A 25,412-nucleotide genomic window follows, 5' to 3' on the forward strand; every position below is an offset into this window, starting at 1 on the left:
AAGGTCCGCCTAAGTTAGGCGAGGGTAACTTACCTGGGGAGTCCTGTGGAGAGTGGGACCGGTACGGAACCGGGCGGTCGTCCGGCCACCGGCGTGCACCGCGACCGGTGGGGCGTACCGCACCTGTGGGCCGACACCGTCGACGAGCTGGCCCGATGGCAGGGCCGGGTGGCCGCCACCGACCGGGCCTGGCAGCTCGAGGTCGAACGGTGGCGGGCCGAGGGCCGGCTCGCCGCCCACGTCGGGCCGACCGAACGCGACTGGGACCGGTTCGCCCGGCGCTCCCGCCTCGACGACACCGCCCGGCGCTGCTTCGAGCAGCTCACCCCGGCCACCCGGCGCTGGGTCACCGCGTACGCCGACGGGGTCAACGACGCGTTGCCGGCCGGCGCGGCGGCGGCCCCGGAGTTCGCCGCCACCGGCAGCACGCCCGGCCGGTGGCGACCCTGGTCGCCGCTGGGCGTGTTCCTGGTCCAGCACATCCTGTTCGGCACCTTCCCGCAGAAGCTGTGGCACGCCCACGTCGCCGCCACCCTCGGCCCGCACGCCCGCGACCTGTTCGCCGTCGAGGGGCCCGGCGGCTCCGGCAGCAACGCCTGGGCGCTGCCCGCCGACCCGCTGACCGGGCGCGGGCCGGTCATCGCCGGCGACCCGCACCGGCTGCTCGAACTGCCCGGCATCTACCAGCAGATCCGGCTCGCCTGCCCCGAGTTCGACGTCGTCGGGCTGGCCTTCCCCGGCGTGCCGGGGCTGCCGCACTTCGGGCACGCCGGTGACGTCGCCTGGGCGGTCACCAACGCGATGGCCGACTACCAGGACCTCTACCGCGAACAGCTCCGCCGCGACGGCGACCGGGTGCTGGTCCGCGACGCCGACGGCTGGGTGCCGGCCCACCGGCACGTCGAACGGATCGAGGTACGCGGCGGCGCGACCGAGACCGTCGAGGTGATCGAGACCCCGCGCGGGCCGGTCATCGACCACGACCGGCACACCGGCGAGGCGCTCAGCCTGCGCACCCCGACCTGGGTCACCGGGAACCTCGGCTTCGAGGCGCTGCTGCCGCTGCTGCGGGCCCGCACCGCCGACGACGTCGCCGACGCGCTGCGTGGCTGGGTCGAACCGGTCAACAGCGTGCTCGTCGCCGACCGGCACGGCACGGTGCTCCAACTCGTCGCCGGCCTGGTGCCCGAACGCGACGACAGGTGCCGGCGCGAACCGGTGCCCGGCTGGGACGCCCGCTACCGGTGGCGCGGCGACTACGCCACGACCAAGCCCGTCGAGGTCGGCGGGCCGGTGGTCTGCGCCAACGACCGCCGCGACGACACCGCCGCCCTCGGCGTCGACTTCGCCCCGCCGCACCGGGCCCACCGCATCCGTGACCTGCTCGCCGACGGCGTCGCCGCCCCCGACGTCCACATGGACACCCGACGCGGGTCGACGGTCCTGCGGGACCTGCTCGCCCGGCTCGACCCGACACCGCTGAGCGCGCCGGCCCGACGGCTGCGGGACCGGTTGACCGGATGGGACGGCCGGATGGCCGCCGACAGCGTCGACGCCGGGACGTTCGCCGCCTGGCGGGCCGCGCTGGTCCACCGGCTGGCCGCGCATCCCGCGCTGGGACCGTTGCACTCCCCCGGCGGCTACGACCCCCTCTTCGCGCCGTGGACCGACCCGCTGGCCCGCATCGGGCACGCCGTGGAGGGGGTGGTCGCCGGGCTGCCCCGCCTCGGCGGCGCGGTCGAACCCCTCGCCGCCGCCGCCCTGGAGGACGTCGCCGCCGCCGACCCACCCGGCCCCTGGGGGCGGCGACACCTGCTGCACCCGCTGCACCTCGGGGTGTCCGACGCGGTCACCGAACGGGTCGCCGCGATGCGGGCGGCCACCGCCCTCGGCGGCGACACCGACTGCGTGCTGGCCACCTCCAGTGTTCCCGGCGTCTCCGACGCGTGCTGGCGCGGACCGGTCGCCCGCTACGTGTGGGACCTCACCGACCGGGCGGCGAGCCGCTGGATCGTCCCCTTCGGCGTCTCCGGCCGCCCCGACGACCCGCACTTCGCCGACCAGTTGCCGCTGTGGGCCACCGGTGGGCTGATCCCCGTCGGCACCGACTGGCACACCCTGACCCCCGCACCCCGAGACGAGGACCCCGTGACCTACCAGGAGCAGATCCCCGGCTTCGGTGAGCTGACCCTCACCGTGGTCGACCCGGCCGCCCACGCCACGCTGCTGCACGGCTGGGTGACCGAGCCCCGCGCGACGTTCTGGGGGATGGGGTCGTACACCGTCGAGGAGGTACGCGAGGTCTACACGTTCGTCGACAGCCTGAGCACCCACCACGCGTACCTGATCGGGTTGGACGGCGCGCCGGTGGGCCTGTTCCAGAGCTACCAGCCGGAGGCCGACCCGGTCGGGGAACGCTACCGGGTACGCCCCGGCGACATCGGGATGCACCTGCTGCTCGCCCCGGGCCGGCGGCCCCCGCGCGGACTCACCGACGCGATCGGCCCCGCGCTGGCCCGGTTCCTGTTCCGCGACCCCACCCGGCTGCGGATCGTGGTCGAGCCCGACGTGCGCAACCGGTTCGCGCTGCGCCGGCTCGAACGCGAGGGGTTCACCTTCGCCGACGAGATCGACATGCCCGACAAGCGCGCGCAGTTGGCGTTCCTCACCCGGGAGCGGTTCGAGGCGGACCACCCCGTCCCGGCGTGAGCCGCCGGCCCGACGCTCTCGGGTGCTCAGTGCGGCGGCGTGTCGGCCCGGGTGCGGACGACCTGCGACCATGCGGGCACCGGCAGGCGCGCGGTGGAATTGATGACGAGTTGGTGCCGGTCGCCGAGCTGGTCGTCAGCCTGGATCCTGATCTCGAACGGATCGCACTGCACGAACCCGTCGACGGTGAACGAGCCGAGCCGGTATCCCTCCGTGAGCTTGGGCTGCGGCGGAAGGGGCGCCCGACCCAACCAGAAGAACTCCGCGTCGACCGGTCGCACGCCCCGCGCGGCCAGCTCCTCCTGGAAGGTCTGGTACGGCAGCCAGGGTCCGTCACCGAACCGGTAGTCGACCCTGGTGACACCCGCGAACCCCGGGCCGGTGTTCGACAGGTGCAACTCCCAGCGGCCACCGTCGGTGCCGTACGGTGTCCACGAATAGCCGAAGCGGGGCTGGTTGGCGCGGGCGAACTGCGCCCGGGTCAACATCAGGCCGGCGAGGGCAGCCCCGATGGCGACAGTCGTCTGCAGGTCGACCAGCGAGAACCGCAACGGCCATTCGGTGGTCGCCGCGACATCGACGTTGCGACGGACGGCTTCCCAGACGAAGTTCACACCCAGCAACCCGAGCACAACCGCAGGAAGCACGGTGAACAGGCGTGATCGCCGCACCGTGTGCCAGTGCGGCACCCCACCCGGCGCGCGGGTACCCGTGAAGTCACCGGTAGTCACCGTTCGACCGTAGTCGAGGGCGGCAACGCGGCTCGCGTACGCCCGCCGCCGACGGACGTCGGAGCGGCGTGGCGTAATCGGGTCGCGGGCCGGCCCGCCGGTGGGGACGATGTGGCGATGTCCGGCACACCCGAGGGGTTCACCTACCGCCTACGCAAGAACGGTGACGTGGAACTGCTGCACCACGGCCGCCTCGCCACCGTGCTGCGGGGCGTCGCCGCGGCCCGGTTCCTGACCGACGTGGACAGCGACGACCCGCAGGAGCTGATGGCCCGCCTCACCGGCAACTACCGGCACGGCAACGAACGGACCGCCAAACGGCACCCCCGCAACCGGGGCCGCTGACCCTCCGCACGCACCCGTCCCGGACCGGGGCCGTGGACCGTCAACCGTCGACGATCTGCTCACGGAGGATGTCGGCGTGCCCGCAGTGCTGGGCGAGTTCGCGGAGCACGTGCAGATACACCCACCGCAGCGGGACCGGTCCCATCCGGTGCCCGGACAGGACGTCGTCCAGGCCCAGCGTCGCGGTCGCCCGGCGGGACGCCGCGCAGGCCGCCCGGTACGCGTGCCGCACGCCGGCGACCGTGTCGCCGTCGTCGAGCACGAACGACTCCTCCGACGCGGCGGGGATGCCCAGCTCGGCGCGCGACCGGCCGGTGACGGCCTCGTCGAACCAGACCCGCTCCACGAAGGTCGCGTGTTTCACCAGGCCCAGCAGCGTGGTCCGGGAGGCCACCAGCGGGCGGCGGACCTGTTCCTCGGTCAGCCCCTCCAGGCAGCCGTCGAGCGCGGCACGGTGCTCGTCGAGGAACGCCTCGAACTGCGCAGCGAGCGGCTGGGCCACGACGGCTTCGGCGAAGGTCGGCGGAAAGGCGGGCATGCGGGACAGCATCCCAGACTCGCCGGCCGTCGACTGCCCGGGAAGGTCCCGCCGGCAGTACGTCGAACCCGGGTGCAGAGCCTGTGGAGCACTTTCGCTTGCCGAGTCGGGGTAGCTTGAGACGGTGGACGCCAACTCAGTTACCGCCATTTCGGCAACTGTGATCGCCGTCGCCTCGCTCTGCGTTTCGATCATGGAAACCAGGGCGAACCGCAGACACCATCATCATTCGGTCCGACCACTGTTGGCGTTCGACTGCTTTCGTAGGAGCGGTCAGCTGGCGGGCATCAGAGTCCGTAATTGCGGCCTTGGTCCTGCGATCATCCGGTCAACGACCTTCTACCTGGACGGCGACGAGGTCGGACCGTGGGAGAAACCCACTGTGGATCCGCTGCGCGACACGTTCGGGAAATGGCCTGACTTCACTTCCCTGCGCCGGGATGTCCCCATCCCGGTCGGACAGGAGATCGTGTTGTTCGCGGTTGACGACTACGAGCCGGCGAGAGACGCAGATCTGTGGCGGGCGGTGACCCACCGGATCAGAATTCGTGTGCGATACGGGTCGGTGTACGGCGACGAAAGACACGAGGCGTGGTTCGAGGGGTCTCCCGGCCACGAATGGGAACCCGCCGTCGCGGGTCGCCACCCGGACCAGGATGACCATGACGAACGGCACTGACGGGAAGGTCGACTTCCGGCGGACCCTGGACGCCTACCGGGCGCAGAAGGGGCGGTTCCGGCTGGTCGACGTGCCCGACATGCAGTACCTGATGATCGACGGCCGGGGCGACCCCAATACCGCGCCGGCCTTCACCGCAGCGGTCGAGACGCTCTATCCCGTGGCGTACCGGGTGAAGTTCGCCAGCAGGCGGGAACTCGGGCGGGACTACGTCGTCCCTCCGCTGGAGGGCCTGTGGTGGGCCGAGGACATGGCGTCCTTCACCACGGTGCGGGACAAGTCGCGGTGGCGCTGGACGCTGATGCTCATGGTCCCCGACTGGATCGGGCCGGACCTGGTCGCCGCCGCCGTCGCGCAGGTCGGGGCGAAGCGGCCACCCGGACGGCTGGACGACGTCCGCCTGGAGCGGCTGGCCGAGGGGCGGTGCGTGCAGACCCTGCACGTCGGCTCCTTCGACGACGAGGCCGCCGTGCTCGCCCGCCTGCACCACGAGTTCGTCCCCGCCCACCGGCTCCGGCTGACCGGCACCCACCACGAGATCTACCTGAGCGACTTCCGCAGGGTCGCCCCCGACCGGAGGCGCACCATCCTGCGCCAGCCGGTCGTCGCCGACAACCGGCCCGTCGGGGATCGTCGCGGGGCTGCCGCCGACGGCGGGGGTCAGCCGGCGCGGTAGCTCAGGTGGTAGCCCGGCGGCCAGCTGTGCAGGTTGTTGAGTTCGGCGGCCGGGCCGGTGCAGTCGGCCGTCCGGTAGCCGGCCACCGAGTGGAAACCTCCGCTCCAGGCGAGCAGCCAGGTCGCGTCGGCCGGGACGGGACGGCAGACGCCGTCGGGCGTGGCCTGCCGACCGACGACCTCGGTCGGGTAGCTGGAGTAGAAGACCAGCCCCGTGTCCGGGCTCTGGACGGGCTCGCCGGCGGTCGCGGACGACGTCGGCAGGATCGCGGTGAGCACGACGCCCAGGGCGACGGCGAGACCCGCGGCTGATCGGTGAACGGCGCGCATGGCGGTCTCCTTCGGTACGGCTGCGGTCCGTAATCCGGCGCGAGCCACAGAAAGTGACGATGCTCGATATAACAATCCGTCGGGATGCGTGCGGTGTCAAGGAGCCGGGGCGGGGCAGCGGCCTGCCGATGGTGGCGTCGGAACCCCGCAGAGTGACGGAACGGCCGGTCGGACCGGACCTCGGGACGGGGCGACGGGAGGCCGTGGAAGTGTCGTACCCGTGGGCCATGATCTTGTGGTCACGGCGACGCCGGCCCGGCCGGCGCGCGCCATCAACCATGGTCGACGCCGGTGGTCCGGCGGGTGGGAGGACATGCGGTGACGGACGCTGACGAGGCCGCGGCGCGGCGGCGGAGCGTGGTGGCGGTGGTGCCACCGGCCCGGCCCCGCAAGCTGGCAAAGGTGCCCTTCGTCGAGCTGGCTGACGGGCGGTTACAGGGTGTGGTGTCCAGCGGTTCCGACATCGAGCGGGTCTACGTCTCGTCGGTGACCGCCGGTGACCACGCCTACCATTGCAGCACCAACAACAACCGGCCCTGCGGCGGGCTGCGCGGCGCGCCCTGCAAGCACCTGGAGGCCCTGGCCGACGAGGCCGTGCTCCAGTACGGCGTCGACCGGGTCGCCCGCTACCTGCGGGTCGACGCCGGTGACGGCACGCAGACCGGGGTCGAGCTGCTGTCCCGGCTGGACGCCCGGCACGAGCCGACCTCCGCCGCCGTGGTGTTCAGCCGGTTCCTGCGCCACCTGGCCTACCTGGAGCTGCCGGCCAGCACCGCCGTGCTGCCCGAGCTGCACTGGTTCCCGTCGACCGGGGCAGGTCGCTGATGCTCGGCACACAGCTGGCGCAGCTGCACGGCGACACACCCACCGGGCTGGCCGACGCCGACGACGTGGTCGCCGGATTCGACGAGGCCCTGCTGCGGGGCTTCGCCCGGGTCGGCGAGGCGGACGCCGCCGCGCTGACCGCACTGGCCGCCGCGGTCGCGGGCACGCCGCTGGGTGAACGGATGGCCGAGGCGGTGGGCAAGGTGACCGCCGGATCCGGCGGGCAGGAACACCTGGCCGCCCTGGCCGGAGCCCGGACGGCGCTGCTGGGCGCGACCCACGACGCCCTGCTCGACCAGCTCGACACCGCCCTCGGGCGGCACCGGACCCCGTGGACGCCGACCGGCGAAGCGGGTGCCCCCTCCCCCGCCCGCGCCGCCGCCCGGTCCTGGCTGCACGAGACGGCCCTCGCCGGCTGGCGCGGCATCGACCACGAGCTGCTCTCGGCCGTCGGCACACCGGTCGAGGCGCCGTTGGCCGAGCCGGGGGCACGCCGGCTGGCGGTGCTGCTCGACGGGCTCGCCGCCGAGCTGCGGGCCGGGTTGCCGGTGGCCACCATGGCGCAGCCGCCGGTACGCCGCTGGGCGGACCTGTGGGCCCGGGGCGTGCTGCTGGCCCAGGACGGGCCGGCCACCGACCCGACGGCCGGCACCACCACGGTGAGCGGTCGCCTGCTGCCGCTCGGGGTCGACGTCCACGAGCACGAGACCGCCGTCCAGGTGCAGCTGCACGCGATCCTCGAACCGGCCGACGCAGGCACGCCCCGGCTGGTCCGGGTGACGGTGGGCGCGGCCAAGGTCGCCACGATCGGCGGCCCGGCGGTGTGGCGGCTGCTGTCGGCGTACCCGGTGCTGCTCACCGCGATCGCGCAGCGGCGGGCGCTGACCGTCACCGATCTGCCCGCGCAGGGTGGCGACCTGCACTGGGTCGATGGGCAGGCGCAGGCCGGCGAGCCCGCCGACCCGTTCGCCACCGCCCGGGTGCTGCTGGGCACGGCGACGGCGGCGGCGATCCCGCCGTTGGACCGGCATCCGGTGGCCATCGCCGAGCCGGTGCTGCTGGAGGGCTACACCGTGCACGACGGCGGGTCGACCGTCGACCTCGGCGGGCAGCGCCTCGCGGTCGCGCTGGACCGGCTGCCGGCCGCTGGGCCGCTCACCCCGGCGCTGGTCGCCGCCTCGTCGTCCTGCCTGGGCCTGGCCCGCTTCGACGGCGGCCGGTGGCTGGTGCAGCCGCTGGCGGTGCAGGCCACCGTCAAGCGCCGGCCGGTGGAGGCGCACAACGGCGACTGGGCCGACGGGGTGACCGACCCGAAGGTGGCCAAGGCCGAGGCCAGGGCGGGCGACGCCGTGGCCGTGCTGCGCGAACGCGCGGGACGGTTGCTGCGCCGATGAGCGAGCCGATCCCGCCGACCGGCGCCCTGCCCCCAACCGACGCCGTGCCGTCGGGCGACGCGGTGACCCCGGGCGACCTCGCCGCCGCCAACCGTCGGCAGGTGCTCTACTGGCGGCTGCTGGGGCGGCTCTTCGACCCCGACGAGCAGCCCACGCTGGAGGCGGCGAGCGTGGCCGTCGTCGACGACCTCGGCCTGCCCGCCGCCCTGCTGGACCCGACCGTGTCGGTGGACACCGTGGTGCAGCGTTTCCCCGCGCTCGCCGACGAACTCCGGGGCCTGCTCGCCCCCGACCCGGCCGGCCCGACCGACGACCGGCCCGTCGACGCCTCCCCCGACGCCGTGGCCCCGTCGGCCACGACGCCGGAGGCGACCACCGACAGCACGGAGGCGACGGAGGCGATCATCGACGGCCCGGGCGCGCCGGGCGGGGGTGACCCCGCCGTCGGCGGGGTCCACCGGCCCGGCGAGGCCGAGGTGCGCCGGGCCGCGCTGGTGTCGAAGCTGCTGCTCAACGTCTTCGGCACCGGGTCCGGGCCGGTCAGCGCCGGCCAGTTGGCCCGGTGGCAGGCCGACGCGGGTTGGTTCGAGCAGGCGCTCGGCTGCCCGCCGGGGGAGCTGCGTCGGCAGGGCGGCACCGGACTGGGCGCCACCCTCGCCGGGCTGGAGGGCGACTTGGTCCGCCGGATGCACCTGCGGGAGGTGCTGGCCGACCCGAAGCTGGCCGCCCAGCTCACCCCCAGCATGTCGCTGATCGAGCAGCTGCTGCGGGACAAGTCCAACCTGTCCGGGGTGGCGCTGGCCAACGCGAAGTCGCTGATCCGGCGGTACGTCGACGAGGTCGCCGAGGTGCTGCGGACCCAGGTCGAGCAGACCACCGTCGGCGCGATCGACCGGTCGGTGCCGCCGAAGCGGGTCTACCGCAACCTCGACCTCGACCGCACCATCTGGCAGAACCTCACCAACTGGAGCCCGGAGGACGAACGCCTCTACGTCGACCGGCTCTACTACCGGCAGACCGCCCGCAAGACCACCCCGTCGCGGCTGATCGTGGTGGTGGACCAGTCCGGGTCGATGGTCGACTCGATGGTCAACTGCACCATCCTGGCCTCGATCTTCGCCGGGCTGCCCAAGGTCGACGTACACCTGATCGCGTACGACACCCGGGCGTTGGACCTGACCCCGTGGGTGCACGACCCGTTCGAGGTGCTGCTGCGCACCAAACTCGGTGGCGGCAACGACGGGCCGGTGGCGATGGCGATGGCCCGCCCCAAGATCGTCGAGCCGCGCAACACGGTCATGGTGTGGATCTCGGACTTCTACGAGTTCGACCGCTCCCAGCCGCTGTTCGACGGCATCGAGGCGGTGCACCGCTCCGGGGTGCGGTTCATCCCGGTCGGCTCGGTCAGCAGCTCCGGTCAGCAGAGCGTCAACCCCTGGTTCCGGCAGCGCCTCAAGGACCTGGGCACCCCGGTGCTCTCCGGTCACATCCGCAAACTCGTCTTCGAGCTCAAGAGCTTCCTCACCTAGGAGAATCACCCCTCATGTCCGAGATGTTGCGTGCCCCCGCCGAGGTCAAGTACGCCGACGAACTCGACTACCTGGAGTCGGTCGACACCGGCCCGAAGCCGTTCTCGTGGCGGTTGAGCCCGCGCATGGTGCGGCTGTTCGTCCTCGGCTCGGAACGGGCCGACGGTCTGGAGCGGGAGATCCCGCAGAAGTGGTTCGGTGACCGCAGTTTCGTCGAACGCAGCATCGTGACCCTGGCGTCGGACCGGGGCCTGCTGCTCATCGGCGACCCCGGCACCGGCAAGAGCTGGCTGGCCGAGCTGCTGTCCGCCGCGATCTGCCGCAACTCGACGCTGGTCGTGCAGGGCACCGCCGGCACCACCGAGGACCACATCAAGTACTCGTGGAACGTCTCGATGGTCATCGCCAAGGGGCAGTCCCGGGAGTCGATGATCCCGTCGCCGATCATGACGGCGATGGAGCAGGGCGTGGTGGGCCGCTTCGAGGAGCTGACCCGCTCCACCAGCGACGTGCAGGACGCGCTGATCTCCATCCTGTCGGAGAAGTACGTCTCCATCCCCGAGCTGAGCGACGACAACATCGTCTTCGCCCAGCCCGGTTTCTCGATCATCGCCACCGCGAACAGCCGCGACCGGGGCGTCAACGACCTGTCATCGGCGTTGAAGCGCCGGTTCAACTTCGTCCGCATCCCGGTGGTCACCAACAAGCGCAGCGAGGCGGAGATCGTCCGGTTCCGCACCGAGGAACTGCTGCGCCGGCACCGCATCGAGCTGGACGTGCCGCCCACCCTGTTGGACATCCTGTTGCAGAGCTTCGCCGACCTGCGGGCCGCCGCCGCGTCGGCGACCAGCGACGACGAGAAGCTGGAGTCGGCGCTGTCCACCGCCGAGCAGATCGGGGTGCTGGAGGACGCCATCCTGCACAGCCAGTTCTTCGGCGACCGGGCCCTGCGGGTGGAGACGCTGGCCTCCTCGCTGGTGGGATCGTTGGCCCGACGCAGCCCGGAGGACCTGGCGATCCTCAACAAGTACCTGCACGGCGTGGTGGAGCCCCGGGCCAAGAAGAACGGCGAGGGCTGGGGCGGCTTCCTCGACGGCGGTCGCCAGGCGATCGCCTCGCTGTCGTGACCACCGCCGACGCCGGCACCGCCGCGCCGCCCGGCGCCGCCCCGCCCGCGACCGCCGGACCGTTCGGGGCGCTGCGGGAGCAGCTCACCGACGCAGCGGCCACGTTCGCCGGTTCCGCCGACGCGCTGGCCGGCATCCTCGCCGGCATCGTCGACGACGTCGACCGGGCGCTGGGCGAGCGGTTGGAGATCTTCCCGGTCTGTCACCACTCGCCGGCCTCGGCGCTGGCGATGGTCCGCCGGCTGCGGCACAAGCAGCCCAAGGTGATCTACCTGGAGCTGTGCGAGGATCTCCAGCCGCTCCTGGGCGAGCTGCGCAACTGTCGGCTGCCGGTGGCGGTGCAGGCGTTCGCCTCCGAGCTGGACGGCTTCCCCGCCGAGTGGGGGCCGCTGAGCGTCGTCGCCCCGGTCACCGAGGCGTCCGCCGAGTACCAGGCGATCGCGTACGCGCTGGAGACACCCGGGGTGGAGCTGGTGCTGGTGGACCGCTCCACCGACCACGTCTTCCAGTGGTCACCGCGCGGCGACGCCCCGGCGGCCACCGACGCGCCGGCCGACACCGCGCCGCAGACGGCGGGCGGCGAGGCCGGGGAGCAGTCGGCCCTACACGGCGACGCGGTCGGCGTGGAGATCGGCGACCTGCGGCCCCGGTTCGCCGAGCTGGAGGCGTACCTGCTGCACCACGGCAAGGTGCGGCACTGGTCGGAGTGGTGGGACCAGTACGTCGAGCGTCCCCTCGCCGACGCCGACCACGACACCTACCGGCAGGTGATGGTGTTGATCGGCAGCCTGTTCCGCCGGCTGCGGCCGGCCGGGTCGGACCGTACCGACCGGGACGAGGACCGGGAGCGCTACATGTGGACCCGGATGCGGGAGCACCTCGCCGCGTCCGGGGCCGACCCGGCGGACTGTCTCTACGTGTGCGGCGCGTTTCACGCCGCCAGCCGGGTCGAGCAGTTCGGCCTGGACTCCCCCGCCCCGGACTTCGCGATCACCCCCCGCACCGGCACCCGCTGGCGGTACGGGCTGATCCCGTCGAGCCACTCGGCCATCGAGGCGCAGTTCGGGCTGGCACCGGGGTCGGTGTCGATCGCCGCCGCCAACTGGACGCAGGCGGTCGGCCGGTCGGGCCTGGCCCCGTACCGGCTCGACGGTCAGCGGGGCGTCCGGGGCGGCCGGGGCAAACGGAAGGCCGCCCCGCCGGTCGCCACGCCGGCCGGTCCGGTCGCCGACCGGCTCACCGGGTTCCTCGCCGCGCCTCCGGCGCTCGACGGGCTGGACGAGGCGGAGCTGCGCGGGTGGTGCGTGGACATCGTCCGGTTGGCCCGCCGCAACGGGTACCTGGCCAGCACGGCCGACGCGATCGCGGTGTTCGAGACGTCGATCCTGCTGGCCGGGTTGCGCAACCGGGCCCGGCCCACCCCGTACGACTTCGCCGACGCGGCGGTGACCTGCATCGAGAAGGACGTCGTGCCGGGCCGCCGCGACGTGCGACGGCTCTGCGAGATCCTGCTCGGCGGGGACCGGATCGGGCAGGTCGGCTACGACGCCCTGCCACCGCTGGCCCGCGACGTGCTCGACCGGCTCCAACCCCTCGGCCTGGACCTGGAGAAGCGCACCATCCAGCGGGCCCTGCTGGACCTGCACGCCACCCCGGCGCTGGCCGGCTGCTCGGATCTGCTGTGGATGCTGCGGCACCTGCTGCCCGCCGACGCGGTCCGCCCGATCATGGGTGAGCGCCGGTTGGGGCACCGGTCGATCCAGGAGAGCTGGGACCTCGCGTTGGGCCGGCACCAGCGGGCGCTGATCGAGCTGGGCTACGAGGGGGTGACCGTCGAGCAGGTGCTGGAGCAGCGGCTGCGGCGGTCGGTCCGGGGCCCCGACGCGACGGCCGCCGGTGCTCTCGCCGCGGTGGAGGACGCCATCCGGTTGCTGGACAGCCCCCGGTTGGTCGACGAGTTGGGCGCGCGGGCCGTGGAACTGCTGTCCACCGAGCGCACGGTGGACGACGCCCCGGACGTGCTGCGGCGCATCCGCCGGTTGCTGGCCCATTACCGGGCCACCGCGCCGACCCTGCCGGCCTGGTGCGAGGCGTTCGTGACGACCGGGTACGCGCACTACTGCACCCTGTTGCCGACCGCGTTCGTCGAGGAGGAGACCGGGGTCCGGCAGGTCGGGGCGATGCTCGGCTTCCTGTTCAGCATGGAGAGCCTGGCGCTGTCGCTGGGCTGCGACAGGTCCCAGCTCGAACTCGCGGTGGCCCAGTCGCATCCGGAGAGCCCGGCGAAGGTCGCCCTGCTCTGGGCGGCCCGGCACCAGCTCGGTGTGCTGCCGCTGGCCGAGCTGCGGCAGCGCTGCGCCGACCTGCTGGGTAACCCGCTGGTGGTGCCGGCGTTCCCGAGGTACCTCTCGGGTTTCGTTCACGCGCTGGAACCGGTGCCGGGGCTCGCGCCGTTCGTGGTGGAGACGATGTCCACCGCGTTCGCCCGGTTGCCCGACCCGGTGCTGCTGCCCTGGCTACCCACGCTGATCACCACCCTGCGCGAGCACGGCCCGGAGTTGGTGCCGCTGCTGGTGCGGGAGGCCGCGCGCACCTTCCCGGGGACGCTGCCCGAGCTGGACGCCTGGGTGCCGCCCTGGATGGGGCCGGCGGCCGGGCCCGCCCCGGTGGCCCGGCCGGGCGCGCCGACGGGGCAGGTGCACGGCCTGCTCGCGGCGCATCCGGTTGCGGTGGACGCGGTCGCCGGGCTGCTGGGCTGCGAGGGCGGCTGGTCGGAGCCGGTCGACGCCCCGGCGGAGTCGGCGGCGGCGACGCTGCTGCTCGCCCATCCGGACACGGTGGAGGCGGTGTCGGTGCTGCTCGGCTGAGGCCGGCGGTCGTGCCGGGCGGCGGGTGGCCCGGCACGACCGCCGGTCGCCGGGTGGGGTGCCGCCACCGCAGGTGTGGTGGCGGCACCCCACGGCCGGGTCACCGGCTGGGGGTCGTCGCCGGATCGCCGGGGTGGGTGGTCAGGGCCTACGTCACGGGGTGTACGTCACGCCCGGGTAGTCGGCCTGGGCCTGGACGAACTGCGCCTGCCAGTCGGCGGGCCAGCCGCCGAAGGCGGTGGTGGCCAGCGGTTTGAGGCTGACGCCGGCCGCGCCGCTCCAGAAGTGCACGAACTCCCCCCAGTTGAGGTCCCGGGCGTAGACGCCGTCGAACTGGTGGAAGTGCTGGGACAGCAACTGGAAGAACTTGTTGAGCACGACCTTGCCGCCGTAGTTCTGGTAGATCGGGTAGAACCAGTCCCGGAACCAGTACGTGTTGGCGACGGGGAAGTTGTCCGAGGTGAGCAGCTTCGCGTTCTTCCAGCGGGTGGCGTCGGTGGTCCGGCCGGTGCCGACGTAGCAGTCGTACTGGAAGATCTCGGCCCACTTGCTGTCGCCCCAGATGCCGTAGGCGGGTGAGCCGTTCACGCCGAACGCGGTGAACTCGACGGTGTGGTTCATCTCGTGGGAGATGACGTCCTCGTTGAGGTCGGTGTTTCCCCAGCCGCCGCCGCTCATGTCGTTGACGTCGCGGAATGCCGTGTTGGGGTCGAACTGGCTCAGCGCGAACCCGCCCGATCCCGCGTCGTCGTGCAGCACCTCGTACAGCCGCTGGCCGCTGAGGTTGCCGTAGTTGGCCTGGACGTACTCCCAGATCTGTTTGGCGTAGTCCTTCACCCAGGTCAGATCGGTCGAGGCCAGTCCCGGATCGCGGTAGACGGCCACGTTGGCGTCGTAGTAGTAGCGGGTGAGCGTCTCGTTGGGGGCGTGCCAGGTCTCGGTCCAGGTGGTGGCCGGGGTCGCGCTGAGCGTGGTGGTGTCGGCGGTGGCGTAGCCGGAGTTGCCGGCCACCCCCTCGGCCCGTAGCCGGTAGTAGTAGTGGGTGCCCGCCGGCAGTTTCAGGTTGTGGAACTTCGTGGTGCTGGCCGGCAGCACGTACGCGGTGCTCCAGGTGGTGCCGTTGGTCGAGCGTTCCAGCCGGTAGGCCGTCTCCCACCGGGTGTTGTCGGTCCAGGTGAGCCGGATCTGGTCGCTGGCCGCGGTGGCGAGCAGGCCGGTGGGCGCGGCCGGCGCCGGGGTGGTGGCGGTGGTGGTCCCGTAGATCTGCCACTCGCCGATCTGCATGTTGACCGACCCGTTGGTGGCGGTCACCCGCAGCCGGTAGTACCGGTAGGCGTTGGTGTTGCTGAACGAGTAGGTGTTGCGGTGGAAGCCGGTGATGAACGTCTGGTTGCTCTGGGTGTCCAGCGGAGTCCAGCTGCCGCCGGTGGTGGAGGCCTCGAAGACCCAGTTGCGCGGGTTGCGGTCGGGCCAGTCGTTGGCGGAGGTGACGGCGTAGCTGGTCACCACGGCCGCCGTGGTCGCCTCGAACTGGATCCAGCCGGCGCCGCTGTAGGTGAAGTACTTGCGGTAGGACGTGTTGTCGATGACCTTCTCGATGCCCTCGTCGCCGGTGGTCGACCACTGGTCGGTGATCGTGCCGGGGGTGTCGGTGACGTCCACCGCGGCGGCGAGGTGGACGCCCGGGAGGTGGCTCGGGGTGCCCGCGACGAGCAGGAGGATCGCGGCCACCGCGGCGAGCAGGGGCAGTGCCGCGCCCGGGGGGCGGCGACGGAGCGGGTCAGCGCGCATGGAGTGGGGTCCTCTCGGCGTGGTCGGTCCTGACCGGTGCGTGCCGGGAGCCGATGCCACCTCCCGGTGACCCCCGCGCACGCGGCACGACGGCCCGCCCGGCGTTTCTCGGGGGATCGGGTCGTCGAATAAATGGCGGGGATTGGCTCCGGAATGGCTTCGCCAGAAGCTTGACGAATCGGCCGGGCGACACACCGGAATAGCATTCGATGTGGATGCCGCGACCACTCCCCGTTGACCGTCTGCGCACCGAATACTAGTTGCGGGATAGCAAGCGGTCAATGAGACCTCTTTCTCACCGATGAGCGGGAAATGCAATTACATAGATATCCCACCCGTGGGAGGCAACCCGGGACGGCGGCCGGGGCCCGGGTGGGTGACGGTCCGGCCACCGGCCGGGCCGGGCACGCGGCGGCGCTGGCCGGCCGTCGTTCACTCCCCTCCCGCGCGCCGTGCAGCGGCTGTTCACCCGTCTCTCGGAGGCTTCGTCACCGACACGGTCGACACCCGGATCACGTGGAGGGCTCCGCAGTGCAGCACAGCAATTCCGAGGACGCCACAGGCGGTCAGCTGTCACGCCGCCAACTGGTGAAGTACGCGGGCGTCGGCGCGACGCTCGCCGCCGCCGGCCCGTTCGTGGGCGTCGAGGCGGCCCACGCCGATCCCGACCGGCAGGATCAGGCGACGGCCGGCGCAGGTCGGGCCGATGACCGGATCTGGCGGGCCGGCGACCACCACATCCACTCCGAGTACAGCGGGGACTTCGACACCTCGACGAACCCGCCGACGTTCCACAAGGGCGCCGACGCGGTCTATCCGATCGTCACCAACGCGATCATGGCGAAGAACTTCGGACTGACCTGGGCCATGTGCACCGACCACGGTGGACCGACGCACTCCAAGGTGAACCTGGAGCAGGCGTACCCCGATCTGCTGCGGTCCCGCCGGCTGGTGCCCGAGGTGTTGCAGTTCTGGGGCATGGAGTTCGACGCCCCGGCGATGGACCACCACACCCTGATGATCCCCCGGCACGCCGACGAGGCGAAGCAGCTCTTCGAGCTGGAGAGCCGGTTCGCCAAGCGGGACCCGTTCCCGGCCGACCCGGGCCGCGACACCGAGGCCAAGATGGTGGAGTTCCTCCGGGTGGCGCGGAACATGCCGCACAAGCCGCTGGTGATCGCCCACCACACCTCCCGCTCGGCGACCGGGCTCGGGGTGTACGGGCAGGACCTCCCGCACGAGTTCCGCAACGGCAACGACGCGGCCCCGGACGTGTACGTCGGCTTCGAGGGCGCCCCGGGCCACCAGGCGGGCCCACTCAACGGCAGCGCCCGCGGCGGCTACGGCAACCACCCCACCTACGGCGGCTACGACCAGGCGACCGCCCGGGTCGGCGGGCTGTGGGACGCGCTGCTCGGCGAGGGGCGACGCTGGTGGATCACCGCGACGTCCGACTCGCACGTGCACTGGACCCGGGGCGGCACCGACTTCTGGCCGGGTGAGTACAGCAAGACCTACGTGCTGGCCCGGCAGGAGTACCACGACATCATGGACGGCCTGCGCCACGGGCGGATCTTCGTCACCACCGGTGACCTGATCAGCCGCCTCGACGTCACCGCAAGCAGCCAGGGACACTCGGCCGGCTCGGGTGAGACCGTCACCGTCAGCCGCCGCGACCGTACCGACGTGGACGTCGTGATCCGGTTCCGGCCGCCGGCCGGGACGAACGGCAACGGCGACCGGCCGCAGGTCCGGCGGGTGGACCTGATCGTCGGGCAGGTGACCGGACCGAGCGTCGACCGGGACGCCGACACCAACCCCACCACCGCGGTGGTGGCCCGGTTCGGTCCGCGCGACTGGCGGCAGCAGGGTGCCCAGTACGTCGTCCGGCACACCCTGCGCGACGTCGGGGTCGACAGCTACCTGCGGGTCCGCGGCACCAGCACCGACGAGGCGGAGCCGCTGGCCGACGGGCTGGAGAGCCCGTGGAGCGACCTGTGGTTCTACTCCAACCCGGTGTTCGTCCGGGTCCGCTGACCGCCCGGTCCCGGCCCGCCGTCGGCGGGCCGGGGCCGCCCGCACCCGGTCGACGACGGTGAATATGATCAGGCGTACGGCGGAGGTTCCCCCGGGCGGACGACGGTCCAGGGTGGACGCCGACTCGCCATGAAACGCCCGCGTTCGAGCGGGTGTGGGGCAATTGGCGAATCGCGTACCGGTCCCCGGTTGTGAATCTTGACCACCCGAAAGCGCAGGTCATACGCTCCGGGCACCCTTGATTCATTTCCCGGGAAGGGAAACGAAACGCCTCATGCGAACGCCGATATTCCGCTCCGCATCGCTTTCCCGCCAGCGGTTGGCCAGCGCCACCGCCATCGTCCTCCTGGCCGGAATCACCCCCCTGGTGGTCGGCCCGTCCGCCTCCGCCGCGCCCCCGACGACGTGTAGCACCGATCCCACCGACCGGTTGGCATCGGTGCCCAGCCCGGAGAGCTTCCTCGGCTTCCCGCTCGGCACCGGCCAGGAACGGGTGGTCACCAACGAGGAGGTGCGGGGCTACCTCGACGCCGTGGACACCGCCTCGAAGCGGGTCGTCACCGACGTGCTGGGCACCAGCGTGCTCGGCCAGCCGCTGCCGTACGCGATCGTGTCCAACGAGCGCAACGTGCGGCCGGCCGTGCTCAAGGGCATCGCCGAGGACGTCCGCTCGCTGCGCGACCCCCGGACGGTCAACCAGCAGCAGGCCGGCGAGATCGCCGAGGCGGCCCCGGCCATCGTCTGGGTCACCGCCAACGTGCACGGCGGCGAGAAGAGCGGCACCGACGCCGCCCTCAAGACGCTGTACGAGCTGGCCGCCGGGCTGTCCTGCGAGGTCCAGCAGCGCAACGACAACCTGGTCACGATCATCGTGCCGACGCAGAACCCGGACGGCCGCGACGCCAGCCGCCGGCAGAACGAGTACGGCTTCGACATGAACCGGGACTGGTTCGCCCGGACCCAGCAGGAGACCGACGGCAAGCTCGAACTGATGCGCAAGTACCCGCCGCAGGTCTTCATCGACGCGCACGAGATGGGCGGCCGGCAGTACTTCTTCCCGCCCAACGCCGACCCGATCCACCACGAGATCTCCGGCGAGGCGGTCGACTGGATCAACCGGATCGGCGAGGCCAACAAGGCCGGCTTCGGCTACAACGGCGCGTGCGGCGGTGCGGTGACCACCGAGTGCTACTTCAACTACTCCACCTACGACCTGTTCTTCATGGGGTACGGCGACACGGTGCCGGCCGCCGGCTTCGGCGCCGCCGGGATGACCTTCGAGAAGGGCAGCTCGTCGGCGGTGGCCGACCGGGTGCAGCAGCAGTTCCACACCCAGTGGTCGACCCTCGGTTGGGCGGCGGCGCACAAGGGTGAGGTGCTGAACGGCTGGTACAAGGTCTGGAAGGACGCGCTCGCCCAGGGCCGGGCCGGCACGCTGGAGCCCAACGAGGTGGTCCAGCCGACCAACACCGTGCAGTTCCCGGTGCCGAACCAGACCGTCAGGTCGTACTTCCTGCTGCCCGACCGGCAGCTCGCCGACGCCCGCCAGCTCGTCGAGCGACTGCGCCGGATGGACGTCGAGGTCTACCAGGTGAAGAAGGCGGTCAAGCTGCCCACCGCCAAGCTCTTCGGCGGCCGCTCGGCGACCAACCTGACCGTGCCGGTGGGGTCGTACTGGATCCCGATGAACCAGCCGCAAAAGCACTGGATCCAGGCGATCATGGGCGAGGACCCGTACACGCCGTTCCCGTACTTCTACGACGTGTCGTCGTGGAGCAACCCGCTGCTGATGGGTGTGAACGCCGTCTACACCGGCGCGGACGTCAAGCCCAACGCCGAGCTGATCGACAAGATCCAGAACACCGGTGGCGGCAAGATCCTGGCCGCGCCGCCGCTGAAGGGCTCCTACACCTACGAGCTGGACTCCGCCGCCGCGGCCGAGTTCACCTTCACCCTGCTGGGTCAGGGCGTGCAGCTCGTCCGGGACCTCGACAACGGCCAGGTGGGGATGCCCGCCGGCGCGTTGACGCCGGAGCTGAACACCACGGCCAAGAAGCTGGGCGTCACGCTCACCCCGTACACCACGGCGGCCGTCGGCACCCCGATCAGCCGGCCGGACGTCGGCCTGTTCCAGGGCACCGGCATCTCCACCACCTCCGGCTCGCACGGTGAGGCCCGGTACGTGCTGGGCAAGCGGTGGGGCCTGGACCTCACCCCGGTCACCACCGCCGACATCAACGACAACACCCCCGCCTTCACCGGCCGCACGGTGCTGCTGGTGCCGGACGGCAGCAACGCGACAGGTGGGCTGACCGCGACCGGGCAGGCCAACCTGCGCAACTGGATCGCCCAGGGCCACACCTACCTGGGCCTGCGCAACGAGGGCACCCGGATGGCCCGCGCCGCCGGGCTCACCTCGACCACCGAGAAGCCGAAGCCGACCGGCTACACGGTGATCGGCTCGCACCTGCGGGTCGACGTGGACCCGGACAGCCCGGTCGGGCTGGGCCGGCCGGCGGAGGACTTCGAGTTCAACAACAACGACCCGATCCTCACCCCCAGCAGCACCGGCCGCAACGTGCTGCGCTACCCGAGCGGGGACACCTTCTGGGCCAACGGCTACACGGTGCAGGGTGACGCGCTCAAGGGCACGGTCGCGGTGGTGGACGAGCCGACCGGCGCCGGGCGGGCGGTGCTGTTCGCGTTCAACCCGCTGTTCCGGGCGTACAACGAGAGTGGCCTGCACCTGGTGGCCAACGCGCTGCTCTACCCGGGCGGCGGCACCGCGGCCCGGACCGCGTCGCCGGTCCAGGTCGACCCGGCCCGCGCCGCCGCGGCGGCCACCCCGGTCGCCGAGAACCTGGGCGGACAGTGGCGGCCGTTCACCCTCCAGGTGGCCGCCGGTGACCTGGCCCGCGCCGAGGCGGTCGTGCGGCGGTACACCGACACCGCCCGGGTATCCGTGGCGGACGGCTCGGCGTACCTGCTGATCCCGAACCCGGCGGGTCTCCAGATCGACGAGCACCCGTTCCTGGGTGACCTGGTGCGGACCCTGCGGGCCGAGCAGGTCCCGCTGCGTTCCGTGGTGGGTTAGCACCCGCCAGGGTGGGGGCGACGCCGCACGGCGTCGCCCCCACCCGTCCCCGATCCGGCACGGCGGCGGCCGGCCACCCGCCCCGGCCACCCCGCCCGGAGCGGGTGATCCGACGTCGACTAGGAACGGTACATGCCCCGCTACCTGCTGTTTCCCGGCCGACATCACCTGCTGACCCGGTTCCAGGCCGACTATCTGCACCGGCTTGCCACCGGCGGTCACCACGACGCTGCCGACGGCGACCACGCCGGTGCCGACGCCGGGCCGACCGGCACCGGCGGCCGGGTCACCGACGACGAGGCCACCGTGGTCTGGGCGGTCACCTCGGCCAACCACGAGAACACCCGGCGCAACCCGGTCCCCTACCACCGGCGGGAGGCGGCGATCGAACGGTTCAGCGTGCTGGCCGGGCTGCGGTCGGTGGTGGTGCCGGTCTTCGACACCGCCGAGACCGACCGGTTCGCCGAGGTGACCCTCAAGAACGTGGCGGCCACCGCCGGCCTGGAGCTGACCCCGGCGAACACGGTGGTCGCCTGCTCGACGCCGCAGGTCGCCGCGATGTACGCCCGGTTGGGGTTCCCGCTCGCCGGGGTGGAGGCCGACGTCGACCCGACCCCCGCCCGGCCCTGGGACGTGCTGTTGCGGCTGGCCGCCGACGACCCGTCGTGGCGGGAGCTGGCCCACCCCGCCACCCTCGACGTCTACGCCCGTTACCGGCTCGACGACCTGGTCCGTTCGGTCGTCAACGACCCGGTGGTCGGGGACGAGGGCGGGCTGACCGCCACCCGCGACTACCGGACGTACGCCGAGGCGTTCGCCGACGCGGCGCAGCGCAAGTGGGCGGCGGTGCGCGAGCACGTGCGGCCCGGCCGGATCGTCGACGTCGGCTGCGGCGCGGGCGCGGTGCTGGAGCTGGCCGACCGGGAGCCGACGCTGCGGGAGAGCGACCTGATCGGGGTCGAGGTGGCCCGCCACCTGTACGAGGAGTGCGTGCACAAGAAGGCACAGGGCTTCTTCGCCAACCCGAACGTGTTCTTCTACCGCCGCAACGTGCTCGGCGGGGCGGTGTTCGCACCCCGCTCGGTGGACACCACGATGACCTTCGCGCTGACCCACGAGATCTGGTCGTACGGCGATCAGATGGCGTCGCTGCGCCGGTTCGTGCAGGCCATCTACGACCACACGGTGCCCGGCGGGGTGTGGATCAACAGCGACGTCTGCGGGCCGGACGGCCGGGACCGGACGGTACGGCTGCGGCTGTCGACCACCGACGGGGCGAACCCGGCCCGCCCCCGTGCGGATCTGGCGTCACTGCCGGCCGACCAGGTGGCCGCGCATCTCGCCGGGCTGTCCACGCGGGCCCGGCTGGACCAGTTCGCCGTCGACTACCGGTTCCCGTTCGGATTCCGCCCGGTCGACGACGGCACCGGCGCGGTGGTCGAGCTGCCGCTCGGCGCGGCGATGGACTTCCTCACCCGCAAGGACTACACCGACAACTGGCTGTCCGAGACGCAGGAGGAGTTCTGCGGGCTGGAGTGGGCCGACTGGAAGGCCCTGCTGGCCGACGTGGGCTTCGAGGTCGACCCGGCCAGCGGCCCGTACCGCAACGACTGGATCGTCACCCACCGGCTCGCGCCGACCGCGGCGCTGTCGACGGTGGACGGGGCGCCACTTCACTGGCCGGTGACGCACGTGCTACTGGTCGCCCGCCGGCCGGTCAACACCTGACCCTGCCGGGAGACGGAAGGCCGGGGGCGGGAGGGATCCGCCCGCCCCCGGCACCGCCGTCAGGAGGCCGGTCAGGACAGGAACTTGTCCAGCGCCGCCTCGATAGTGCCGCTGTCCGGGGCCGCGTACGCCTTCATCGTCGTCTTGTTGTACGAGATGAAGCTCGGGCACCGGGTCGCCGGGGCGTTGACGACCCCGCCGTCGCCGATCTTCTCCGCGGTCTTCGCGGCATAGAAGGTCAGCTGGTAGCGCGAGGAGATGTACGAGACGCTGACGTTCTTGCCGTCGCTGGCCTTGTAGTCGCACTTCTTGGGCGCGCCCTCGCTGCCCGGGACCATCGACATGCAGCCGACCACCGACACGCTGGTGAAGTCCGCCGACTTGGCGTAGTACCGCTTGTCGGAGCCGACGATCTTCGACGACCAGAACGACGGCCGCTCCGGGTTGTTCGAGAAGACGTACGCCTTGGCGGTGGCCGGGCCGCTGTAGGTGGCCGCGTTGAGGATCGGGCTGCCGTCGCAGACCGACGACAGGTCGCTGGAGTAGCGGGCCGTCACGGCGTTGTTGTTGTTGTTCGGCTGCTCCGTGGGCGGGTCGGACGCCTGCGGAGTGGACGAGGGTTCCGTGCCGGAGCCCTGGTTGGCGGTCGCGCTCGGCGTCGGGGTCGGGTCGGGCTCGTCGTCGTTGCCGACCAGGGCGAGCCCGATGCCGGCGCCGCAGAGCGCGAGGATGAGGACCACCGCGCCGATGATGAGGCCGATGACCAGGCCCCGGTTCGACTTCTGCGGCGGCACGGGAACACCGAACTGCGGGGCCTGACCGTACTGCGGGGCCTGGCCGTACTGCGGGGCCTGGCCAGGCTGGCCGTACGCCGGGTAGCCGGCGGGCGGTGCCGGCGGCCCGCTCCACGGGGTGACGTTCGGATCCGGCTGTTCTCCGTACGGAGGGTGACTGTTGCTCATCTGAAGCCCTTATCGCTGTCGACGGTACCCAGGCACTGGATCATCGGTCAGGGTAGTGAGCGGCACAAACCGAGGCGCTGGTTGTCGGACGGCAACGAACCCCGGCCGACCACGGGCGGAGGGGGTATGACTACTTTCCGTGGCGAAGTGCGATCCCCGTGACGCCCGCCAACCCGTTGCGGGTGGCTCCGGCGGCGAAATGTGAGGTGTGGAAAAGGGATTCCGCCCGGATCGTGCCTTCCGTGCCGGACACCGCGAGAAGGGTTCACAATGTGACGTAGATCATGCATCACGATCTCGACAACCGCGACGACCGCTGCAAACCACGACGTGGCGAGGATCTCCCACTGCCCGCTATATATCGATGTTCATCACATTGAAGTATGGGCATGCGACGGTGGATCGGCTTATCGTGAGGCTCATGAAAAGGTCCCGCCCGTCCCGGCGGGCACCCCGCGTCCACCGCACGAGGAGGCGGCCCATGCCTGCCGCGCCCCACCCCACCACCCTCCGCCGGATCGTCCTCGCCCTCGCCGCCTGCGCGGCCGTGCTCGTCCCGCTGACCCTCACCGCCCCCGCCGCGCGGGCCGCGCCCGTCACCGTGGTCAACGGCACGCAGTTCACCGACACCAACGGCGCCGGCGTGCACGCCCACGGCGGCGGCATGATCAAGGTGGGCGACTACTACTACTGGTTCGGCGAGAACCGCAACGACAACAACACCTTCCGGTACGTGTCGGTCTACCGCTCCACCGACCTGCGCACCTGGGAGTTCCGCAACAACGTGCTCACCCAGTCCTCGGCCGGCGAGCTGGCGACGGCGAACATCGAACGCCCCAAGGTGATCTACAACGCCAACACCGGCCAGTACGTGCTCTGGATGCACTGGGAGAACGGCGTCGACTACAACCAGGCCCGGGTCGCGGTGGCCACCTCCAGCACGGTCGACGGCAACTACCGCTACCTGGGCAGCTTCCGCCCGCTGGGCCACGACTCCCGGGACCAGACGGTGTTCCGCGACGACGACGGCACCGCGTACCTGATCTCGGCCACCCGCAACAACGCCGACCTGAACATCTACCGCCTCACCGCCGACTACACCGGGGTCGCGTCGCTGGTGCGGACGCTGTGGCCGGACAACTACCGGGAGGCCCCGGCGATGTTCAAACGCAACGGGGTCTACTTCCTGGTCACCTCGGGCGCCACCGGCTGGTCGCCCAACCAGGCACGGTACGCCACCGCCGGCAGCGTCGGCGGCACCTGGACCAACCCGGCGAACTTCGCCGACGGCACCACCTACGACTCCCAGTCGGCATACGTGCTGCCGGTGCAGGGCAGCGCCGCCACCTCGTACCTCTATCTCGGCGACCGCTGGGCCGGCGCGACGGGCGGCCCGGTCAACCAGTCCCGGTACGTCTGGCTGCCGCTGAACTTCCCCACCGCAACCTCGCTGACCATGAACTGGTTCCCGCAGCTCACCATCGACACCGCCACCGGCGCGGTCTCCGGGGTCGACGGCGGCTACACCTTCGACACGCTGCGCGCCCGGCACAGCGGCAAGTGCCTGGACGTGCTCGACCGGTCCACCGCCGACGCCGCCGCCGTGGCCCAGTACGGCTGCAACACCGGCACCAACCAGCAGTGGCAGCTACGCGACGCCGGCTCCGGCTACGTCCAGATCGTTGCCCGGCACAGCGACAAGTGCCTCACCGTGGCCGGCGGATCCACCGCCGACAACGCCGCGGTGCAGCAGTTCGGTTGCCAGTCGGGGCGTACCGACCAGCAGTGGCAGGTACGCGACGCGGGCTCCGGGTACGTCCAGCTCGTGGCCCGGCACAGCGGCAGGTGCCTCGACGTCAGCGGCTACTCCACCGCCGACGGCGCCCGGGTGATCCAGTACACCTGCGGCACCGGCGCCAACCAGCAGTGGCAGCGGGTCCGGGTGGCCTGACCGCACCCCGTCCGCCGTCCCGCCTCCCGCAGGCCGGGACGGCGGACGACCGCCGCCCCGCGCCCCACCAGCACCGGAACCCGGTGTGACGATTCCCTCA

18 protein-coding genes and 1 pseudogene are annotated in these 25,412 nt (G+C 72.0%); 14 read left to right on the forward strand and 5 right to left on the reverse strand.

The window, feature by feature from the left end; all coding sequences use genetic code 11:
- Positions 1–93 precede the first annotated feature (93 nt).
- A pseudogene (locus JQX11_RS07720) lies at positions 94–2,112 on the forward strand (penicillin acylase family protein); the annotation flags it as partial.
- Positions 2,113–2,148: 36 nt separating this feature from the next.
- The gene (locus JQX11_RS32225) at positions 2,149–2,709 is read left to right on the forward strand and encodes a GNAT family N-acetyltransferase (protein WP_307826131.1); all 561 of its coding nucleotides are present in this window, start codon (positions 2,149–2,151) and stop codon (positions 2,707–2,709) included.
- A 26-nt stretch (positions 2,710–2,735) separates the two neighbouring features.
- Here JQX11_RS32225 and JQX11_RS07725 read toward each other — a convergent pair whose 3' ends face one another.
- Entirely contained in the window at positions 2,736–3,440 is a 705-nt protein-coding gene (locus JQX11_RS07725; RefSeq protein ID WP_204924295.1) for a hypothetical protein, read from the reverse strand.
- Between the two features lie 117 nt (positions 3,441–3,557).
- Between JQX11_RS07725 and JQX11_RS07730 the strand changes: the two genes are divergently transcribed.
- Positions 3,558–3,785 carry a hypothetical protein gene (locus JQX11_RS07730; protein ID WP_204924296.1) on the forward strand — a complete coding sequence of 76 codons (228 nt, stop codon included), beginning with the start codon at positions 3,558–3,560 and terminating at the stop codon, positions 3,783–3,785.
- Between the two features lie 40 nt (positions 3,786–3,825).
- On the opposite strand, the gene JQX11_RS07735 is transcribed toward JQX11_RS07730, so the two are convergent.
- Complete coding sequence (locus JQX11_RS07735; protein ID WP_204924297.1) at positions 3,826–4,323, reverse strand: DinB family protein; 498 nt, start codon at positions 4,321–4,323, stop codon at positions 3,826–3,828.
- Between the two features lie 124 nt (positions 4,324–4,447).
- Here JQX11_RS07735 and JQX11_RS07740 point away from each other — a divergent pair, with 124 nt between their 5' ends.
- Together JQX11_RS07740 and JQX11_RS07745 are read left to right on the forward strand one after the other, a co-directional pair.
- Positions 4,448–5,002 carry a DUF8453 domain-containing protein gene (locus tag JQX11_RS07740; protein WP_204924298.1) on the forward strand — a complete coding sequence of 185 codons (555 nt, stop codon included), beginning with the start codon at positions 4,448–4,450 and terminating at the stop codon, positions 5,000–5,002.
- A complete protein-coding gene (locus JQX11_RS07745; RefSeq protein ID WP_204924299.1) occupies positions 4,986–5,678 on the forward strand; it encodes a GyrI-like domain-containing protein in 693 nt (230 codons plus the stop codon). Before JQX11_RS07740 ends, JQX11_RS07745 begins: the two co-directional genes overlap by 17 nt.
- Here the strand turns inward: JQX11_RS07745 and JQX11_RS07750 are convergent.
- On the reverse strand, positions 5,663–6,007 hold the full coding sequence (locus JQX11_RS07750; RefSeq protein WP_204924300.1) for a hypothetical protein: 345 nt from the start codon (positions 6,005–6,007) through the stop codon (positions 5,663–5,665). The genes JQX11_RS07745 and JQX11_RS07750 overlap by 16 nt on opposite strands.
- Before the next feature lie 357 nt (positions 6,008–6,364).
- Between JQX11_RS07750 and JQX11_RS07755 the strand changes: the two genes are divergently transcribed.
- From JQX11_RS07755 to JQX11_RS07775, 5 genes are read left to right on the forward strand one after another with little or no spacing between them, the layout of a single operon-like run.
- Positions 6,365–6,832 carry a hypothetical protein gene (locus JQX11_RS07755; protein WP_204924637.1) on the forward strand — a complete coding sequence of 156 codons (468 nt, stop codon included), beginning with the start codon at positions 6,365–6,367 and terminating at the stop codon, positions 6,830–6,832.
- A complete protein-coding gene (locus JQX11_RS07760; RefSeq protein ID WP_204924301.1) occupies positions 6,832–8,226 on the forward strand; it encodes a hypothetical protein in 1,395 nt (464 codons plus the stop codon). The genes JQX11_RS07755 and JQX11_RS07760 overlap by 1 nt, the downstream gene beginning before the upstream one ends.
- Entirely contained in the window at positions 8,223–9,755 is a 1,533-nt protein-coding gene (locus JQX11_RS07765) for a VWA domain-containing protein (RefSeq protein WP_232377463.1), read from the forward strand. The genes JQX11_RS07760 and JQX11_RS07765 overlap by 4 nt, the downstream gene beginning before the upstream one ends.
- A gap of 14 nt (positions 9,756–9,769) precedes the next feature.
- Positions 9,770–10,882 carry an ATP-binding protein gene (locus JQX11_RS07770; protein WP_204924302.1) on the forward strand — a complete coding sequence of 371 codons (1,113 nt, stop codon included), beginning with the start codon at positions 9,770–9,772 and terminating at the stop codon, positions 10,880–10,882.
- Positions 10,879–13,749: a DUF5682 family protein gene (locus tag JQX11_RS07775; protein ID WP_204924303.1), complete on the forward strand. Its 2,871-nt coding sequence runs from the start codon at positions 10,879–10,881 to the stop codon at positions 13,747–13,749. Before JQX11_RS07770 ends, JQX11_RS07775 begins: the two co-directional genes overlap by 4 nt.
- A gap of 153 nt (positions 13,750–13,902) precedes the next feature.
- Here the strand turns inward: JQX11_RS07775 and JQX11_RS07780 are convergent, their stop codons facing one another.
- Positions 13,903–15,540, reverse strand: a complete 1,638-nt coding sequence (locus JQX11_RS07780; protein WP_204924304.1) for a fibronectin type III domain-containing protein — start codon at positions 15,538–15,540, stop codon at positions 13,903–13,905.
- Positions 15,541–16,071: 531 nt separating this feature from the next.
- Here JQX11_RS07780 and JQX11_RS07785 point away from each other — a divergent pair.
- The 3 genes from JQX11_RS07785 (at position 16,072) to JQX11_RS07795 (ending at position 22,399) form a co-directional block, all read left to right on the forward strand.
- Complete coding sequence (locus JQX11_RS07785; RefSeq protein WP_204924305.1) at positions 16,072–17,577, forward strand: CehA/McbA family metallohydrolase domain-containing protein; 1,506 nt, start codon at positions 16,072–16,074, stop codon at positions 17,575–17,577.
- A 274-nt stretch (positions 17,578–17,851) separates the two neighbouring features.
- Complete coding sequence (locus JQX11_RS07790; protein WP_204924306.1) at positions 17,852–20,671, forward strand: M14 family zinc carboxypeptidase; 2,820 nt, start codon at positions 17,852–17,854, stop codon at positions 20,669–20,671.
- A 132-nt stretch (positions 20,672–20,803) separates the two neighbouring features.
- Positions 20,804–22,399: a class I SAM-dependent methyltransferase gene (locus JQX11_RS07795; protein WP_204924307.1), complete on the forward strand. Its 1,596-nt coding sequence runs from the start codon at positions 20,804–20,806 to the stop codon at positions 22,397–22,399.
- Positions 22,400–22,470: 71 nt separating this feature from the next.
- Here JQX11_RS07795 and JQX11_RS07800 read toward each other — a convergent pair whose 3' ends face one another.
- Entirely contained in the window at positions 22,471–23,361 is an 891-nt protein-coding gene (locus JQX11_RS07800) for a RodZ family helix-turn-helix domain-containing protein (RefSeq protein WP_204924308.1), read from the reverse strand.
- 481 nt (positions 23,362–23,842) lie between these two features.
- Between JQX11_RS07800 and JQX11_RS07805 the strand changes: the two genes are divergently transcribed.
- Entirely contained in the window at positions 23,843–25,312 is a 1,470-nt protein-coding gene (locus tag JQX11_RS07805; RefSeq protein WP_204924309.1) for an RICIN domain-containing protein, read from the forward strand.
- Positions 25,313–25,412 lie beyond the last annotated feature (100 nt).

This window comes from Micromonospora humida (assembly GCF_016901255.1).
GTDB classification, from domain to species: Bacteria; Actinomycetota; Actinomycetes; order Mycobacteriales; family Micromonosporaceae; genus Micromonospora; species Micromonospora wenchangensis.